Below are 15,588 nucleotides of genomic sequence, written 5' to 3' on the forward strand. Positions count from 1 at the left end.
TCGCGATAGATCACGTCTCGGCAAAGCGGATGGGTCTCGGCCGCCACCGAGATGGCGCGAGCTTGGGTCAGGTCATCAAGCAAAGCGGTAGATTCCTTCGAGCTTCCCGCGCCAGCTGGCGCCGCTCCATCGCTCGATGCGGCTGCAGTGTCCGGCATCGTCGAGCGTGTGGAGCATGTCGATATTGTCGAGCGCGTAGCCTAGGTGCAGCGGGCGTCCCGCCATCATGAAGAGCAGGGCATCGCCCTCCTCGGCATCCTCGACCCGCCGGAACCGGGGGCGAAGCTCATCAACGGCGCCGCGCCGCAGCGCCTCGGTCATCGTGCAGGCCGGGTCAGGGATCACCACGCCGCGCCGGGCGAGGTGCAGGGCGATGAAGAGCCCCAGGCAGTCGAAAGCGGTCGGGCCCCGCCCCCGCACCGCGTAAGGCAGGCCAATCCACGCATCAGTCCACATGGAAGCTGCTATTGCCCGATGCGTGAAATCAGAAACGACACCTGGGATTTGAGGAAACTGACATCATCCTCTAGGATTGAAATCCGATCTTCGAGTTCCCCTCCCTCACGCCGCGCGCGACAACCATGCACGACGCATGCTGCATCCCGGCAAGGGCATGACCCTGCCGAGGCGGCAGCGCTGCTAGCAGTTCCGCTCGCCACCGCGTGGCGACCAATGACAAAAGGCCCATCTCCGTAATTGGCGTCTTGGCCGCCCTTCATCTCTGCCTTTCGGTCAGCACGGCGCAAGCCGCGCGCCGCGAAGGCCCGCAGGTTTCTGAACATCTTAATTTCTCCTGTGGTCAAAACAGCGCCGGCGTCGTGCCGGACGTCATTTCCAGATAGCCGAACTGCTCTTGCAGGATCGGCTCGATTGTCATCACGCCGCTGATGGTCAGCGCGTCGTATTCGATGCCGGTGATCTCGACCTCGAACGGCCCAACCTCGATGACGTCTGGATGCGAGGTCAGCACGTAGACCACGCGGCCCAGCACCTCGCCGGTGATCGCCCGGAACTGGCCGATGATCTCGCGCGAGACGTTCGACGCGGTCCACTTGAGGACGGGGAAACCCTTGTCGCGATCATCCGGCAGGGTGATCTGGAACGGGAACGGCAGGTATTCTTCGCCGCCGTGGGTCAGAGGCTCGGTGTCCCGCACCAGGCAGACCGGCTCGGGCCAGTCCGGATGCGTCAGCTTCACCAAGGGCACCAGCACTGCGCTGCTCTCGCCCGCGTAGAGCTCGCTGAGCAGGCGGTCTGTGATCGGCCTCATGGGAGGATCTCCAATTCTGCGGTGATCGAGTAATACCGCCCGACGCGGGAGACCTCATAGCTCCCGACGAACCGGAAGGTGGCTTCGGCACAATCGAACGGATCGGTGGCGGTGAAGCTGAGAGCGCCCTCGCCAAGATCAGTAGAAAAGAATGCCTCGAATGCCTCGACCTGCGCGAGGCTGAGCGCGGGTGTACGTCCGCCGCGCGTCTTCGGCGCCGAGCTGGTGATGCGCCGCACCTGCGCGGGTCCGATGTCCATCTGCGATCGGCGAACTGCACCTTGCGGTCCCGACCTGGTCATCTCGGCAGCGATATTGAAGAACGGGAGCCCCGCTGGCCATGTCGGCATGACATCAGCCTCTCGGACGCCCGCGGAGACCATAGGACCGACCCATCGCCGAGTCCGCAGCTCCGCTGTCGATGTATTCTTCGAACTTGCGCTCCATCATCACCTCGATGTCGATACCGGCGCTGGTGCGGCGAACGTCCGCTCGCATGCCCGGCGCTGTTGTCACGTTGACTGGCACGTTGACCACCGGGGCCGATGCGCTCTGCGGAGCGGATGCCCCCTTGAGCGCAGCCTGCGCCTGCGGGACATTGAGAATCGCCCCCGACTGCGATGGCACGAAAACCTCGCTGTTCGGCGTGTTCTCGTTGACCAGGTACGCGTGCCCACCTCGCACACCGCCGCCGCCGGCCCGCTTTCCGGATAGCGCCGCACCGATCGTCGCCAGGAACCCTCCGGACGCCCCGCCGGCGTCCGCGATGCCGGTGAAGGCCGAATTCAGTTGCGCGCGAAGCATCTGCCCGACGAGGCTGCGTAGCGCATCCTCCGCTGACTGGGAGCCGTCGAGGATACTGCCGAAGAAATCCGCCATCGCGTCCGCACCGCGCTGCGCGTTATCCTGAAACTGATCGAGGCGATCGGAATTCTCTTCGGCGGCCAAAGCCGCTTCCATGTGAGCGCGGGCAAGCTCGTCGACCTGCTTCGTCAGTTCCGGCGTGATTTCCTTTCCGGCCTGCTGCGCGGCATGAAGAAGCTCAGCGCGGGTTCGGGCATACTCCATGGCGTCGCCAAGCTCGGTGCCGTACTCAGCCGCGACGAGCAGCGAGGCAGACTCCGCCTCAAGCCGGGCAATCTGCTCGCGCGTGCGCTCGAGCTCTTCCGCCCACTCGTCTTTCTTCTTCTTTCCGCCGCTGCCGCCGTTGCGCTTCTTCTTGGGAGCATCCGGAACGCCGAAGCTGAAATCGACGCTGGGCAGCTGTGGACGCGGCGACGAGGTCGGCGCATTGCGCCCCGGCGGAAGCTGGAAGTCGACAGGCCCTTCCGGCGCCCGCGTCATGCCAGGAGTGCCGCCGGGAAAGTTGCGCCGAACCTCTGCGGCACGCGCCGCCGCCTCCCCCAACGACGCTGCGAGGGCACCAATCTGCGCGATCACACCAGAGAACGTGGAGCGGTCAATTTCATCAATCTGCGCCAAGGCCGCTGATGCCTGATCGACGGCAGTCCGCATGCCGTCCTCGAAGTCACCAGCGCTGACCGTGCCATCTTGCAGCCCCTGGTTAAGTTCAAGCATCTCATCGCGTGCAGCCATGATCGCAGCGGCCGCATCGGTGTAGCCGAATGCCATCAACATATTGACCGCCTGGTCGAGAGAGGGCCGCATGCGCGCCGCCTCTTCGCCCAACCGGCTGTACTCCGCACTGAGCGCGCGTGCGCTAGCCACCTGCTCATCGGTAAGATCGTTCAGGTCCGAGAGGCTGTCGTAAATCTCGTCCCCCAGTACAGCGCGCCCTTGAGCCTCATCCGGGAAAATCTCTTTGAGACGCGTCTCAATGACGTCGAAGGGGATATCGGCGAGCGCCACCGCAAGACCCTTTGCCCAGGTCGAGGCCTTGTCCATCATGCGCGAGAACTCGGCGTCGATCCGTTGCGCCTTGGCGATCAGCTCGGCGTCAATGACAAGACCCATTTCCTCGGCCTGTTCCATCATCGAGCGAATGCCGTCCTCGCCTTTCGCCAGAAGCTCGACAAAACGCTCGCCACCGGTGCCACCGAAAATCTCGTCCGCGACCCTGATCTGTGCCGCACGGTCGAGGTCTTCCATGCGCCCAATGATGTCGAGCAGCAGCTCTTCCGGCTTCTCGAGCTGGCGCTGCAGGTCCGCCGCCCCGAGGCCGAGGCGCGCGAAGGCATCGGCTGCGGAGCCCTTTCCGGTCACGACGAACTCATCGGCGCGCAGGTTCAGTTCCTTCATGCCATCGACCACCGCGTCGATCGGGATCCGCGACTGACTCGCGACATAGCTCAGCTGTTGAAACGCCTCGACGCCGAGACCGGAGCGGCGCGCCTCATCGCCGATCTGCGCAATGGCATTGACGCCCTGACGCAGGTTCGAGGTCAGCACACCCACGGCGGTCGCCGCCGCGCCAGCGGCGAAGGCCTTGGTGAGATTGCCAACGCTCGCCGCGGCCTTGTTCAGATTGCTGTCGATGTCGCGCGCCATCTTCGACGTGTTCTGGGTGGCGTCGCGCTGCAGGCGGGCGATCAGCTTGTTGTTGCGGTCGATCGCCCGCGCGAAATCCTTGTCACGCGCTTGCAGAAGGATCGTGATGCGCTCGAGTTCTTCGTCAGCCATATCGCTTCAACAGCTCCTCGTATTCATCCTCGGTCGGCGGCGCGACCTCGCCCGCGGCCTCGCTCTGCGCCTCATTCCAGGCCTCGACGAGGTCTGCTGTTTCCCGAGGCGTCATGGCACGCACCTCAGCCGGTAGCCGCCCCATCACGCCGCAGATGTTCAGGATTTTGTCGCGGGCGCCGTAGTGCGTTTCGGGCGCCCGGATCGCGCGGGTGATCCAGCCTCTTTTTTTTTGCTCTGGTCGAGAACGGCGGGCAGGAAGGTCACCCCCAACACCCGCTTGGCGGTTTCCCGCAGCACGAGGTTCTCAGACGGTGGCAAGCTCCCGACAAGCTCGTCGGCCGCACGATCGGACATCCCGCCGCCGACGAGCGCCAGGGCAATGAGGTCGCGCACGTGGCGCGCCTGAGGACCACGTTCGCCGCGTCCGAAGAGCTGATCCCAAACTTCGAAGATCCCGAGATCGTGCTGCTCTTCGAAACGCTCGATCTCGCCATTGCGAAGAACGAGCCGGCGGAACTCCCCGCCGACCCTTTCTTCATAGACACCCGACCGCGCGATCGACATCAGCTCGCAGCCTCGGGCGTGAAGGTCACGGCGCCGGTCGATCCCGCGGAAAGGCTGAAGGTCACGCCACCCGTCTGGTCGCCCCCGAAATCTCCGGACTGGATGAAGAAGCTCCCTTCAAAGGTTCCGAAGTTCGGGACGATGACCTGCGCAGCGATGACCGGCGGGCTCGACATGGCAACCGTCGCGAGGCGCGCCTCGGCGTTCTCTTTTTTCGAGATGCCGTTGCCCGAAACCGACACGCGTTTCACCCCGTCAAGCACCTCGGTCCACAGAGGTCCCTCGGGCGCATCACAGTCCGACGTCGTGACGTCGATTTCCTCGTTGTTGATCGTGAGCGTCTTCGTGGTGAGCGCGCAGAGCGTCTCGAACTGCGGCGTCGCCTGCCCGTCGCTGAGCTTGATGAGAAGCTGACGCCCCTTTTTCTTAGCCATGATGGCCTCCTGTTTGGAAAGATGGGCTCACGCCCGGATCGCCTTGCCGAAGGGCGTTACGCGGCGGGCGCGACAGCGGCCTCAAAGGCGACCGTCGCGGTGTAGGTGTCGCCATCCTTCGAGCGGCTGACGGCGTGGGTGAGGTAGTCGCACCAGTCGAGCGTGTAGCCCGTCAGCGCCAGTTCGGCGTCGTCGAGCGCAACTCTGACCGCGTGGGCCAGCTGCAGCGCCTCGACACGCGCCGAGACCGGGCGAGACTGGCACTCGACCGAGAAGATGATCGACTCGTCGGTGTAGCAGCCGATCCGGTCGGCGCTGGCATCTTGCCGGCCGAGATGGATATAGGGAAACGCGACATCCTCCTGAGGCTCGACGAAGACGCGATCCGCGACAAGAGCCGCGACCCCGGCGTCGGCGAGAAGCGCGAGCACAACCGCATCCTGAAGCGCGAGGACGGGCCCTTCATCCACGGAAGCTCTCCTTCACTGCCTTGTTTACCGCCCGCTTGGCACGGTTCAGCCGCCTCTTTCGAAGCACCTTGAGAGCAGGGTTCACGAAGGCACGCGGCCCGCGGTCACCTTCGATGACTTTTGACTTCGGCCCGAAATCCACGAGATAGCTGCCGTCCGGGTTCTGGGTGCCAGTGATCTTGTCCCGCTCGTGGCCGTCTTTGTGGACGTCTTCGCCAACCGGGATCAGCACCTTGGCCGTGCGGACGAGTTCCTCGCCGCTCTTCCGGTTTCCCGCATCGACCTCTTGCTTGACCCGGCGCTCCAATTTCGAGAGCTTTCGCATGACCTTATCAGCACCGATTACCGCCATAGGAGCCTCCAAATTTGAAACCGTTGATAGTACTCACCGCGATTGTTGCGGTTATGGGCGGCGTTCTCGCCTACGGACATTTCGTGCAAGTGACCGACTCAGATAAGGAAAAGCTTGGAGGAGCGTGCGCGAAGTGGATTTCCGAAGACTACGCAGACGGACGCGATACCCGCGTCTCAGATGCCTGGCGCCGAAAAGGCAGCTACGTGTTCGAGGTCCTTGCAGATCAAGAATCGGGAAGCTCGAAGAACGTCTTGCTGTGCGTCGTAGATAAGGAGAAAGGCACCATGATGAAGCCAGGACTCGCAAGTTACCAAGAGTGGGCGAAATAGGGGACCTCAAACAATCGGCCAATCCGGTGCTTTGACCCATTCTTCACAAGCCATCTCCAGCACATCTGCCCGATCCTGAGACCGCGCCGGCGTGCTACGAATTTTCCAGACCGCGCCGCGCGCGACCAAGCGATCCGCCGCCGTGATCTGCCGGGCGGCTGGTCCATCCTTGATCAGCACCTTCGCAAGCCTCACCGCCTCATCGCGCCCTGCGACAAGGCTCTCGCCTCCCGACTGCTCGGCAAAATCGGCCCAGAGCTGAACCGGCACACCGGCCTCGAGCTCGAGGTCAGCCCATCTCTCCACCACCACGCCGGGCCGCACTGCGCCCTTCACCTTGCGCTGCACGGTGATGCGGTCGCTCAGACGCCCCCCGGCCATCTCAGCACCCCGCCGAGACATTGGGGCGCACGTAGCGCGCCTGCTTGATGAGCCGCTGCACGCTAAATGAGGCGCGCGGCGGTTGGATATCCCCCGAGACGCTGATGTCCGCCTCGCGCCATTCCCGAGCGAGCGAGACGACTGCCCGCCAGAGGTTGCGCGGGAAGGCCCCGCCGACCTCGGCCTGGATGCGCAGCGTCCGCCCCGCCTCATTGCCCGACCAGCGCTCGGGCAGCAGCAGCTGCGGTTCGTCCTCGCCCTGCACCAGCATCACGCCATCAAGCGGCTGATCGACCCACGCGCCCGCATCGTCGGTCACCGCAAGCGCGGAAAGCGATGTCACCGGGCAGCAGGGAAACCACCAGCGGCGCCAGCCGTAGAGCGGATAGGTGAATTCGTAGAGGCCGGGCGCCGGGGGGATGTTCGCCGCCGTGGTGACCACGTCCTGCGCAGCCCCGAGCAGCATCTCGATAGAGGCCTGCTCGCTGGTATCAGGCATTTCACCATGCACCGCATTGATGAACTGCGTGACGCTGACCACCGGTGCGATTTCACCTTCCCCGATATAACGCATGCGCCCGGCCCTTTCTTACTTGCGGCTCTTGCCCTGAGCGGGCGGCGCGCCCGGCTCGGTCGCGGCGGGCTCGCCGTCCTCTTTGGTCACTGCGGCGCCGGTCTTTTCGGCCTTGGCACCGCTGGGCTCTCCCCCTTCGCCGCCTTCACCACCTCCAGCACCGCCCGCGGGCGATACGTTGTCGCCGTCGGGTAGCGCTTCGATCTTCGGCGCATTCGGGTCGCGCGCGATCCCCGCAGCGATCAGCTTGTTCGCGTGATCCTCGGGGAAACCGGCAGTCTCACCACGCTGATACATCAGGTGGGTCCGGTTGAACTTCACAACCCTCATTGCGGCAGACGATCCATGCCACCACAGACCAGAACCGCAGAGAGCGCTGCGGTGTCGGTGCCGCTGGCACTGAGGTCGGGCGTGTAGCCGATACGGACGTAACGGCCGCAGGCGCGCAGCTTGACGTCGATCTCGACGCAGCCGGTGACGGTGCCGCCGCCGGTCGGGCCGGTTGCGGCGACCACGGTTTCGCTCGCGAGCGTGTTCGCATCGGACAGATCGTCCTCTTCGCCTTCCTCGACGGTGTAGGCAACGCTGAGCGTCTCGCCCTCGGCAAGGGTCGCGGTGAACGGGATGGCCAGCACGCCGGACTGCGGCATGCCCTTCTCGGCGCGATCGATGATCTCGCCCGGAACAGCCGTGGCATCACCGGCGCCGGCCGCGGTCACCGCGGCATTGCCGGCGGCGCGCACCACTGCCAAAAGCGCGCCGATATTCTTCATTTGCAACATGGGATCAGTCCTCAAAAAGGAAGTGGAGACGGGCGCGAACGCCCGCCTATCGGTCATCGCCTGGGGTTACTGGTCGGCCCAGGTCACGCCGGTGAGCACGGCGACGGCGGGCAGATGCCGCAGGCCGAGATCGTGCTGCATGATCATGCGCATCAGCGTCTCATCGCGGCTGAACGCCGACTGCAGCTCGCCGCTGTCGTCGCGGTATGCAGCCTGCTCGGACATCGCGATGGTGATGCCCATGTGCTCGCCGATGACGACGTGCTTCGGGTGCACCAGCATGATCTCGGACTCGTTGCCCCCCGCGCCGAGGTTCGAGGGCATCTCGGTGGTGACGTGCACCGGCTTGCGGCGCAGCTGGCCGTTCGCCATCTCGGGGAACGCCTTGTTGCCGTTGCCATCGACGAGGTTGGTCAGGAACATCGCGGTGCGCGGCGACATGATCCAATGCGCCCCGCTGTAGGGCACGTTGGCATTGGCTAGCGCCAGTTCCATGCGACCGAGGTTGCTATTCACCGACTGCACGCTCGCATCGCCGCTCATGGCAAGAATGTTGGTGGCCGCGGCGGCGGTGCCGAGCAGCTGGAAGCGCAGACCCTTCGGCGCAAACTCAGTGCCCAGACCGCGTAGGAAGTAGCGGTCCTGGATCTGCGCCGCATCCTCGATCGCGTCATCCCGCACCATGCGGTCAACGGCGGTTGAAGCGGTGCGCAGCAGGTCGTTCGAGATCGGGATGATGCCGCGCATCTTCTTCGCCGAGAGCTTCATCTGGCCGTAGGCGTAGCCAGTGACCGGCGCGTCGGAGCCCTCATCGCCGTAACCAAAGCTCGCCCCGCTGGCGCGGCGGTTCTGGGTCAGGTTGCCGTCCGGCATCGGCACGATGCGCGGGCCCATTGCGGTCACGACGCTGGCCGGGCGCAGCAGCTCGATCACTTCGGAGCTGACGTCCTCGGGCACGAGGAAGCCGCCCGCCACACCGGACGAGACGTTCTGAGCAGCGAAGAGACCACTCTGGCCGTTCTCTTCGGCAATCTCCCGCGCCTCGCGCACGCGGCCGCCCGCAGCCGCGAGCGTGCGGAGCATGGCGCCGAACTGCAGGCCTTTTTCTTTCGGCTGCGCAGCAACACCGCCGCGCGGCGCATTCGGCTCGGAACCGGGCTCGGGAGCCGCTGCCGAGGCGCTGGCCGCTTCGACGTCCTCGGCGCGCTTCACCTGACGGTCGGCTTTGTCGAAGGTAGCCTTGGCCGCGTCGAATGCTGCCTGCGCGCCTTCGAGCGCGGCTTCATCGGCGCTCTCCTGGTCTTCCAGCGTGGTCAGAGCATCGGCCTTGGCCTGCATGTCTTCCGCCGCCGCCTTGCGAGCGCGGCGCAGGTCGTTGATATCGCCCATGTTCAGTTCTCCTGTTTGGTGGGCACCGCGCGATCCGCGCAGCAAAAAGACCCCGCCGCGCATCGGCAGGGCAGTCTCAGGCCGGGCCGAGAGGCCGAGCCGGATTTGGTGTCAGGTCAGATGGCGAGACGCGCCGCAGCTGCTGCAGCTTGTGCGCGGGCTCCGCGCCCTGCGGGCCGTGCCGGGCGCGGAGCGTAGATCGCGCCGATCCGTTCCCAGAACTCGCGCGCGGTCTCCAGGCGATCGACCAGGCCGCGCGACCGGGCATCCTCGCCCCAGAAAATTGCACCGCCGTCGGCGGGGTCATCGGTGGTCGAAAGACGCTCGGTCAGTTCGGCGAGCGGGATGCCACGGCCCGCGGACACCGCTGCATGGAAAGCTGCCTCCATCTCATCGAGGCCCCGGAGAATTTCGGTGCGGCCCTCGTCGCTCGACGGGTCGGGCCGCTTTGCCCGGGCGCTGGACGACGTGATGATGAAGGTCTGCTCTCCGAACATACCGGGCTGCACCGGAGCTGCGGCGATCTGCATGCAGCCGATCGAGCCGACAACGCTGCCCGGTGTCAGCGAGATGTCGGTGGCTTGGCTCGCGATGTGATAGCAGGCCGAGGCCGACAGCGGATGCACCAGGGCATGCACGGGCTTCACTGCCTTCGCCGCCGCCACCGCCGCCGAGGCGCCGGCGATGCCTAGGACATAGCCGCCCGGAGAGTCGCAGAGCAACACGATGGCCGCGACGTCGTCGTTCGCGCTCAGCTCCTGCATCGTGGCCTCAAGGCCGTGGTAGGTCGACCAGCCGAGCCAGCGCTCCAGCACGAAGGCATTCGGGGTCAGAAGACCGCGCACCGGGACGATGGCCACGTTACGGCTGATCGCGTAGCGCTCCCCCGGCTCGAGCCGGACCGACAATGCGGCCTCGACCGCCTGCGGCTGGCCCGCGCCATCTGGCATCGCCATCTGCATAAGGGGCGCGCCGTGGGTGCGGGACATCGCCAGCGGCGTGCCGGTGAAGAGGCTCGCAACGGTCTGAGCGGTCATTCGTCGTCTCCTTCGGACTGGGTGCGGGACGGTTCGGTCCGCGTCATGTTCGGCGCCGGGTTGAGCTGCGCGCCCTCATCGACCGGCACGAGGCCGAGTTTCAGGCGCGCCTCGTTGGGCCGCATGAAGGGCCCGCCCACTGCACGGTTCAGCGCCTCGTATTGTTCCTTGACCGTCGGCTGCAGCAGAGCGCCGAAGTCGTGGCGCAGGAACATGCCGGCATCGCGCTCGGCGCGGGTCAGCAGCGCCACGTCGAGCTGCGCCTCGACCAGCGCCGACCAGTGCAGCAGGCAGTCGGTGAGATAGTCGATGGCCTGCTGCTCGCCGTTGGCCTTCACCCCGTATTCCAGCATCTGCAGTTTGCTCGGCGGCATGCGGTAGATGCCTGCGATCATCTCGCGGTCGAACTTGCGGCTGGAGAGCAGCTCCTGGTCGGCTGCCGAGATATCGAGCGCCTTCACGTCCTCGTCGGGGTTGGTGACGATCCACCCGTCTCCGGAGGGATCGGACATCGTGCCCTTGATGCGGCGGGCGTTCCGGGTGCGCTGCTCTTCGCTCTCGTAGTTGTCGCCGAGCTTGATCACCCCTTTGGTGGTCCCGCCAGCGGCGTTACGCGCCGCGGCGCGCTGGCCCGCGAGGGCGATGCCGACGCTCTCGGCAGCGACTTGGATCGGGCTGCGCCCGGTCCAGCCGTCCTCGGCCATGTAGCGCAGGTGCACCATCGAGCGGGCCGGAACCCGACGCTGAATGCCCGCCCCGTCCTCGAACTGGTAGAAGCGCTCCAGCCCATCGCGCAGGATCGATACGTTGCCCTGCCGCACGATGTCGAGCCGGGTCAGCTCACCACCGCCATCGCGCGGCCCGTAAATGTGGCCGTTGCCCCGCAGCGCGTAGGCGTAGACCGCCGCGAAGCGCACCAGGCGCGCGGGAACACCGGGAGCGGCTTCGCCATTCAGAAGCTCCGCGACCGCATGCTGACGCACACGCACATCCTGCCCATTGGCCTGACGCTGCCAGAGCTTCAGCGGCACTTTCGACAGATCGCCCGCGATATTGTTGCAGCACGAAAAGACAGTGCCGTGATGCACTGCCGTCTCCGGTGTCACGCGAGGCAGGCCACGAACCGCCGTCGCCCCGCCAAGCGAGCCCCAGCCCACGGCGAGAAGACCTTCGTCGCTGACCGCTGTCGCCGCCGGAGCGGAAACGGGCGGCTCGACGCGCTGCGCAAGATCGGCCGGGCGGCCGCGCGAGATGTCCAGTCCGAAGAACTTCATACGATCACCACGTCCCTTGCCTTGCGTTTCTCTTCGCCGACCTCGGCGCGGCCCACGGCCATGATGGCGGCGACTGCCGGGTCGATACGCCCGGTGGCCTTCTTCTTGTTCGGCTTCACGTTCTCGGCTGCGTCCTGGTCGAGGACCACGTTTCCGACCGCCCAAGCGAGCAGCGGGTTTCCATTGTGACGCAGCCGGTGCTGGATGACCGCGCGCTCGAAGCGCTTGGTAGCCGGCGACATGCTGGCGTAGCCCTGCCCGAACTCGAGGAGCGGGAAGCGCATCTTGTCCAGCTCACCCGCAACGTACTTCATGCCCCAACGGTCATAGGCGACTTCCTGAAGATCGAAGCGCGCCCGAATCCACTTCATGCGCTCGATGACCTGGTCTTCGTCGATGACGCCGCCCCGGTGCACCTCAAGCCATCCGTCGTCGCGCCACGCGACATAGTCCCGGTTCTCCGACTGCGCCCGGGCGACGAACCCCTTTGGCCCCTCCGCGATGAACGCGAAACAGAGCATGTAGATCACGCCATCGACCGGGACCGCGACGACGATCGAGGTCAGGTCGGTGGTGCGGCTGAGGTCGAGACCGACCCACGCCTTGCGCCCGTAGAGCTGCTCGAGCGCGAAGGGCGCCTTGGCCAAACCGCCATCCCAGACATCTCGGGCGATCCAGCTTTGCGCGCCCTCGGTCCAGAGGTTGAGGTGCAGGCGCCGGAAGTTCGGCATCTTGCCCCGGATCGCCTGCGCCTCATCGTGGATGCGCCGGAAGTCCGCCTCGGTGAAGGCAACGCCGAGGTTCGGGTTCGCCATGGCCCAGGTCGCCGGGTCCGAGGGGTCGGCGTCCTCAGGCGGCTCAGCCACGAAACCGAAGAAGCTGTCGTCGCGCACGTCGCCGCGCAGCACCCGCTCGGCATAGCCCCTGATCTCACCGCAAAGGCTTGCGCGGTCAGCCCCGGCGGTGGTGATCGCCCAATCGATCGGCTGCGACCGGGCAATCATCGAGTTGGTCACCACGTCCGCCAGCTCGCGGTCTGTCCAACGGTGGACCTCGTCGCGGGCCGCGAAATGCGGGTTGATGCCGTCGGCGCTGTTGCCGTCGCGGCTGAGCGCGGCGATGTAGCCGTTCGTTCGCGGCGACTGGATCTGCGTCTTGTAGACATCGAGCAGCTGCGAGAGCGCCGAAGACCCGCGGATCATCCGCTTGATCTCGTTAAAAAGCAGCCCCGCCTGATCGCGGGTAGTCGCTGCGCAATAGCCCTGCGGCGCTCCCTCGCCGTCGAAGAGCTGGGTGTAGAGCATCGGCACCGCCGTGTCGGTGGTCTTGCCGTTCTTCTTCGCCACCTGGTGATAGGTGGAGCGGAACCGCCGCAGCCCGGTCTCGGCATGCTTCCAGCCGAAGACAGAGCCATGCCGAAACACCTGCCAGGGCTGCAGGGTCAGCGATGCGCCGGCCATCGAGCCCGTCGTGTGGCGCAGCACGCTCGCGAAGCGGATCACCATGTCCGCAGCCTTAGTATCGAAGACCAGGCCGCGATCTGCGCCGGTCTCGAGGTCAAGCAGATGCCGCTCGCACGCCATCCGGACCAGCGGCCCCGAGGCAATGTTGCCTTCGATCACGTCGAGCGCATACCGGCTTACCGGATGGTCAATCGCCTCCACGAAGCTTCTCCAGAAGATCGTTGAAGAGGTCACCCTGCGACCCCGAGCTGAGGCGCGCTTCATCCACCGGCGTCATGCCGAAGAGGGCGCCGAGCTGGCGCATATTCGCCAGCGCATCCTGCCGGGCCTGCCAGTTGGCCGTTTTCTTCTGCTGCATCCCGTTGCGGGTCTGCACCGAGTAGGTGCGCCCCTCCAACGCGATGTTACTGCTCAGCTCAATGACGTCGGCCACCGACTCGCAGTAGGCGGCGAAGATGTCCTCGAAGTGTGGCTTGAGCCGGTCGAACTTGATCAGCTCCGGCGCAAGGCGATCCCACACATCCTTGGCGGCGTCGGACATGAGATCGTGCGCCGCGGGAACCGGCTTGGGCATCTCCTCCCGCATCGGCACCACGTTCTCCATGCTCGGCTTCCGCCCTTTCATGGCTAACCTCCTAATGCCCTACCAAGTGGGCTTTTTTCTCCAAATTCACCGGCGCGGAGAGAAAGGTCTGGGCGTCGGTTTCCGCTCCCCAGCCCAGATTTTTGACCTACCCCCGGTCCCCGTGGAAAACCTCGCGGGCCGTCTTCCGGCTGTGGCATCGATGGCAGAGGGCCTGCCAGTTCGACCGATCCCAGAAGAGCGAGCGGTCGCCCTTGTGCGGCACCACGTGGTCAACGTCGGTTGCGGGCTCGACAACCCCAAGCTCGTCGCAGTCAACGCAGCACGGATGCCGCTGAAGGAAGAGCCGCGCTGCCGCCTTCCATCTCGGATCGGCGTAGAGCGCGCGGGCGGCGGCGGCGTGGGGCGTGGCCTGTGCCGCTGCCTTCTGTCCGGCCCGCTTCTCGTCTTGTTCGGCCTGATGATCAGCGCACCGCGGCTTGCCAGTGAGTGCGATTTCTTCGCAGCCGGGCGCGGCGCAGAGCTTACGCATCGCCGTGCCCGGCTGCTGCCTGAGGGAAGAGGTCCATGCCCATAGCCTAGAAACGACAAAGCCCCGCACGATGGCGGGGCTCAGGACACAATGCAGGCTGGTCAGATGTGGCGTTTGAACCCATCCTCGCCGCCCACCCTCTCCGGTATCTGTCCCGCATCGGGAGAGCACTCGGAGCATGAGGCTTGTGTCGGCAACATAGAAATCGCCGCGCTGTCCTGTCAACTCTCTTTGGAAGGCAACGCGACAAGAGTGGTTCCGGTGGTGGTCACAGAGTTCTCCCGTCCGAAGAGCTCGAAACGCACCTTGATGCCGCCGGCCGCGCAGATCTCGACCACCTCACAGTGCAGCCCCGCAAACGGACCGGCCTTGAACATTGCCCGATCACCAGCTCGCACCCGCCTCGCCGCGTCCGCCCTGCGCTTCTGTTCCCGCCTCTCATCTTCCTGACGGAGGTCACGCGCCCGCATTTCGTGCAGCGAGGCCAGACGCTTCGGTCCGAGGATGCCCCACTGTCCGTCTGACATGCAGAGTGCACCGGTGAGGAAGGGCGAGGCCAGGACGCGGTGCGGTACCGGTACGCCTCCGAAGCGCGCGAAGACATAACCCGGCAGGTATCGGCGTTCGTACTCCCGCACGCGACCGAGCACCTTTGTCCGTCGTGAGGTCACGGGGTGGAAGGCGTAGACACCGCGAGCCGCGAGCCAACCTTCGGCCTGTCCCTCCTGTTGCGGCCGGCAGAGCAGGGCATACCAAGCGCTTTCTCCCGGCTCGAAGATCGCCGTCGAGCTGCTCTCGACCGGGACCGCGTCACCGATCCGGAGGCTGAGGTAGGGGCTGACCATCGCTTGCGCACTCCACTGCTGTTCTGAAATCACGATGCTCATGCGTCACCGTCCTGCGCGGCATCGACATAGCCACGCACCTTCGCCTCGGTTTCGTCATACCAGGCGAGCCACTCCCCATCGCCGTCGAACGGCAAGAGGCCGCGCGAGATGCGATCACGCACCCGCTCGACCTTCGAGGCGTGTTCGCTGGCGCGCCGTGCCACTGCCGCCTTTTCCCGGTAGCTGGTGGGCGGGCGCTTCTTCTCGGTCCAGAACTGATACTCGGCCACCAGCCTGTTGCCCGCCAGCGCCTCGCGCCCTGCCACAGACCGGAACCAGCGCAGCACCGCAGGCAGCTCGCCGAGAGGACGCGGCTCGCGCGCCTCGGCGTATCCCTCGAAGCTCGCGAGCTCAGGCCAGAAGCACCGGGCCGAGCCCTGACCCTTCGCCCGCATGCATTGCTCCAGCACCCGTAGGCTCTCATCGCCTAGATAGCCCATGCTGTCGGCAATTGCGTCGAGCCGCTTCACCTGCTCAGACTGCTCGGTACCCTTCGGAAAGCGGAAGCCCCGCGCCTGGAGCGGTGCGATCAGCAGTCTGCGCACCCGGTCACGGTTCGTCTCGGTGGTGGTGGTCTGCTCGGTGGTCATTGCCAGCCCCTTCTCTCAGCAAATTCTGAGT

General features: G+C 65.6%; 22 protein-coding genes. 1 reads left to right on the top strand and 21 read right to left on the bottom strand.

Going from position 1 to position 15,588, the window contains the following annotated elements; genetic code table 11:
* Positions 1-75 precede the first annotated feature (75 nt).
* The 9 genes from G0Q01_RS01660 to G0Q01_RS01695 form a co-directional block, all read right to left on the bottom strand.
* Entirely contained in the window at positions 76-456 is a 381-nt protein-coding gene (locus tag G0Q01_RS01660) for an NlpC/P60 family protein (protein ID WP_164212950.1), read from the bottom strand.
* 343 nt (positions 457-799) lie between these two features.
* The gene (locus tag G0Q01_RS01665) at positions 800-1,270 is read right to left on the bottom strand and encodes a DUF1833 family protein (protein WP_164212951.1); all 471 of its coding nucleotides are present in this window, start codon (positions 1,268-1,270) and stop codon (positions 800-802) included.
* Positions 1,267-1,530 carry a hypothetical protein gene (locus tag G0Q01_RS01670; RefSeq protein WP_164212952.1) on the bottom strand — a complete coding sequence of 88 codons (264 nt, stop codon included), beginning with the start codon at positions 1,528-1,530 and terminating at the stop codon, positions 1,267-1,269. The genes G0Q01_RS01665 and G0Q01_RS01670 overlap by 4 nt, the downstream gene beginning before the upstream one ends.
* Before the next feature lie 94 nt (positions 1,531-1,624).
* The gene (locus G0Q01_RS01675) at positions 1,625-3,910 is read right to left on the bottom strand and encodes a phage tail tape measure protein (protein ID WP_164212953.1); all 2,286 of its coding nucleotides are present in this window, start codon (positions 3,908-3,910) and stop codon (positions 1,625-1,627) included.
* Positions 3,903-4,025: a hypothetical protein gene (locus tag G0Q01_RS27020; protein ID WP_255455523.1), complete on the bottom strand. Its 123-nt coding sequence runs from the start codon at positions 4,023-4,025 to the stop codon at positions 3,903-3,905. The genes G0Q01_RS01675 and G0Q01_RS27020 overlap by 8 nt, the downstream gene beginning before the upstream one ends.
* Positions 4,026-4,069: 44 nt before the next feature.
* Positions 4,070-4,477, bottom strand: coding sequence for a GTA-gp10 family protein (locus G0Q01_RS01680; protein ID WP_164212954.1), 408 nt, complete (start codon positions 4,475-4,477; stop codon positions 4,070-4,072).
* Positions 4,477-4,911: a phage major tail protein, TP901-1 family gene (locus G0Q01_RS01685; RefSeq protein ID WP_203594864.1), complete on the bottom strand. Its 435-nt coding sequence runs from the start codon at positions 4,909-4,911 to the stop codon at positions 4,477-4,479. The genes G0Q01_RS01680 and G0Q01_RS01685 overlap by 1 nt, the downstream gene beginning before the upstream one ends.
* Positions 4,912-4,967: 56 nt before the next feature.
* Positions 4,968-5,381: a DUF3168 domain-containing protein gene (locus tag G0Q01_RS01690; RefSeq protein WP_164212955.1), complete on the bottom strand. Its 414-nt coding sequence runs from the start codon at positions 5,379-5,381 to the stop codon at positions 4,968-4,970.
* On the bottom strand, positions 5,374-5,733 hold the full coding sequence (locus tag G0Q01_RS01695; protein WP_164212956.1) for a hypothetical protein: 360 nt from the start codon (positions 5,731-5,733) through the stop codon (positions 5,374-5,376). The genes G0Q01_RS01690 and G0Q01_RS01695 overlap by 8 nt, the downstream gene beginning before the upstream one ends.
* A gap of 14 nt (positions 5,734-5,747) precedes the next feature.
* Between G0Q01_RS01695 and G0Q01_RS01700 the strand changes: the two genes are divergently transcribed.
* Positions 5,748-6,065: a hypothetical protein gene (locus G0Q01_RS01700; protein ID WP_164212957.1), complete on the top strand. Its 318-nt coding sequence runs from the start codon at positions 5,748-5,750 to the stop codon at positions 6,063-6,065.
* Positions 6,066-6,071: 6 nt separating this feature from the next.
* Here G0Q01_RS01700 and G0Q01_RS01705 read toward each other — a convergent pair whose 3' ends face one another.
* From G0Q01_RS01705 to G0Q01_RS01760, 12 genes are all read right to left on the bottom strand, one after another.
* Entirely contained in the window at positions 6,072-6,446 is a 375-nt protein-coding gene (locus G0Q01_RS01705) for a head-tail adaptor protein (protein ID WP_164212958.1), read from the bottom strand.
* 1 nt (position 6,447) lies between these two features.
* Positions 6,448-7,020 (bottom strand): hypothetical protein, encoded by a 573-nt coding sequence (locus G0Q01_RS01710; RefSeq protein ID WP_164212959.1) that lies wholly within the window; start codon positions 7,018-7,020, stop codon positions 6,448-6,450.
* Positions 7,021-7,035: 15 nt separating this feature from the next.
* A complete protein-coding gene (locus G0Q01_RS01715; RefSeq protein ID WP_164212960.1) occupies positions 7,036-7,350 on the bottom strand; it encodes a hypothetical protein in 315 nt (104 codons plus the stop codon).
* A complete protein-coding gene (locus tag G0Q01_RS01720) occupies positions 7,347-7,802 on the bottom strand; it encodes a hypothetical protein (protein WP_164212961.1) in 456 nt (151 codons plus the stop codon). The genes G0Q01_RS01715 and G0Q01_RS01720 overlap by 4 nt, the downstream gene beginning before the upstream one ends.
* Before the next feature lie 66 nt (positions 7,803-7,868).
* Complete coding sequence (locus G0Q01_RS01725) at positions 7,869-9,191, bottom strand: phage major capsid protein (protein ID WP_164212962.1); 1,323 nt, start codon at positions 9,189-9,191, stop codon at positions 7,869-7,871.
* A gap of 116 nt (positions 9,192-9,307) precedes the next feature.
* Positions 9,308-10,228, bottom strand: a complete 921-nt coding sequence (locus G0Q01_RS01730; RefSeq protein WP_164212963.1) for a S49 family peptidase — start codon at positions 10,226-10,228, stop codon at positions 9,308-9,310.
* Positions 10,225-11,502: a phage portal protein gene (locus G0Q01_RS01735; protein WP_164212964.1), complete on the bottom strand. Its 1,278-nt coding sequence runs from the start codon at positions 11,500-11,502 to the stop codon at positions 10,225-10,227. The genes G0Q01_RS01730 and G0Q01_RS01735 overlap by 4 nt, the downstream gene beginning before the upstream one ends.
* Positions 11,499-13,166, bottom strand: a complete 1,668-nt coding sequence (locus G0Q01_RS01740) for a terminase TerL endonuclease subunit (RefSeq protein ID WP_164212965.1) — start codon at positions 13,164-13,166, stop codon at positions 11,499-11,501. The genes G0Q01_RS01735 and G0Q01_RS01740 overlap by 4 nt, the downstream gene beginning before the upstream one ends.
* Positions 13,153-13,590: a P27 family phage terminase small subunit gene (locus G0Q01_RS01745; protein ID WP_164212966.1), complete on the bottom strand. Its 438-nt coding sequence runs from the start codon at positions 13,588-13,590 to the stop codon at positions 13,153-13,155. The genes G0Q01_RS01740 and G0Q01_RS01745 overlap by 14 nt, the downstream gene beginning before the upstream one ends.
* A 106-nt stretch (positions 13,591-13,696) precedes the next feature.
* On the bottom strand, positions 13,697-14,080 hold the full coding sequence (locus G0Q01_RS01750; protein ID WP_164212967.1) for an HNH endonuclease signature motif containing protein: 384 nt from the start codon (positions 14,078-14,080) through the stop codon (positions 13,697-13,699).
* A gap of 221 nt (positions 14,081-14,301) precedes the next feature.
* A complete protein-coding gene (locus G0Q01_RS01755; protein WP_164212968.1) occupies positions 14,302-14,967 on the bottom strand; it encodes a transcription termination/antitermination NusG family protein in 666 nt (221 codons plus the stop codon).
* Positions 14,964-15,557, bottom strand: a complete 594-nt coding sequence (locus G0Q01_RS01760; protein ID WP_164212969.1) for a hypothetical protein — start codon at positions 15,555-15,557, stop codon at positions 14,964-14,966. The genes G0Q01_RS01755 and G0Q01_RS01760 overlap by 4 nt, the downstream gene beginning before the upstream one ends.
* Between the last annotated feature and the right edge of the window lie 31 nt (positions 15,558-15,588).

Origin of the sequence: Salipiger sp. PrR007, from assembly GCF_010499845.1 — a bacterium.
In the GTDB taxonomy this organism is placed as follows: Bacteria; Pseudomonadota; Alphaproteobacteria; order Rhodobacterales; family Rhodobacteraceae; genus Salipiger; species Salipiger pacificus_A.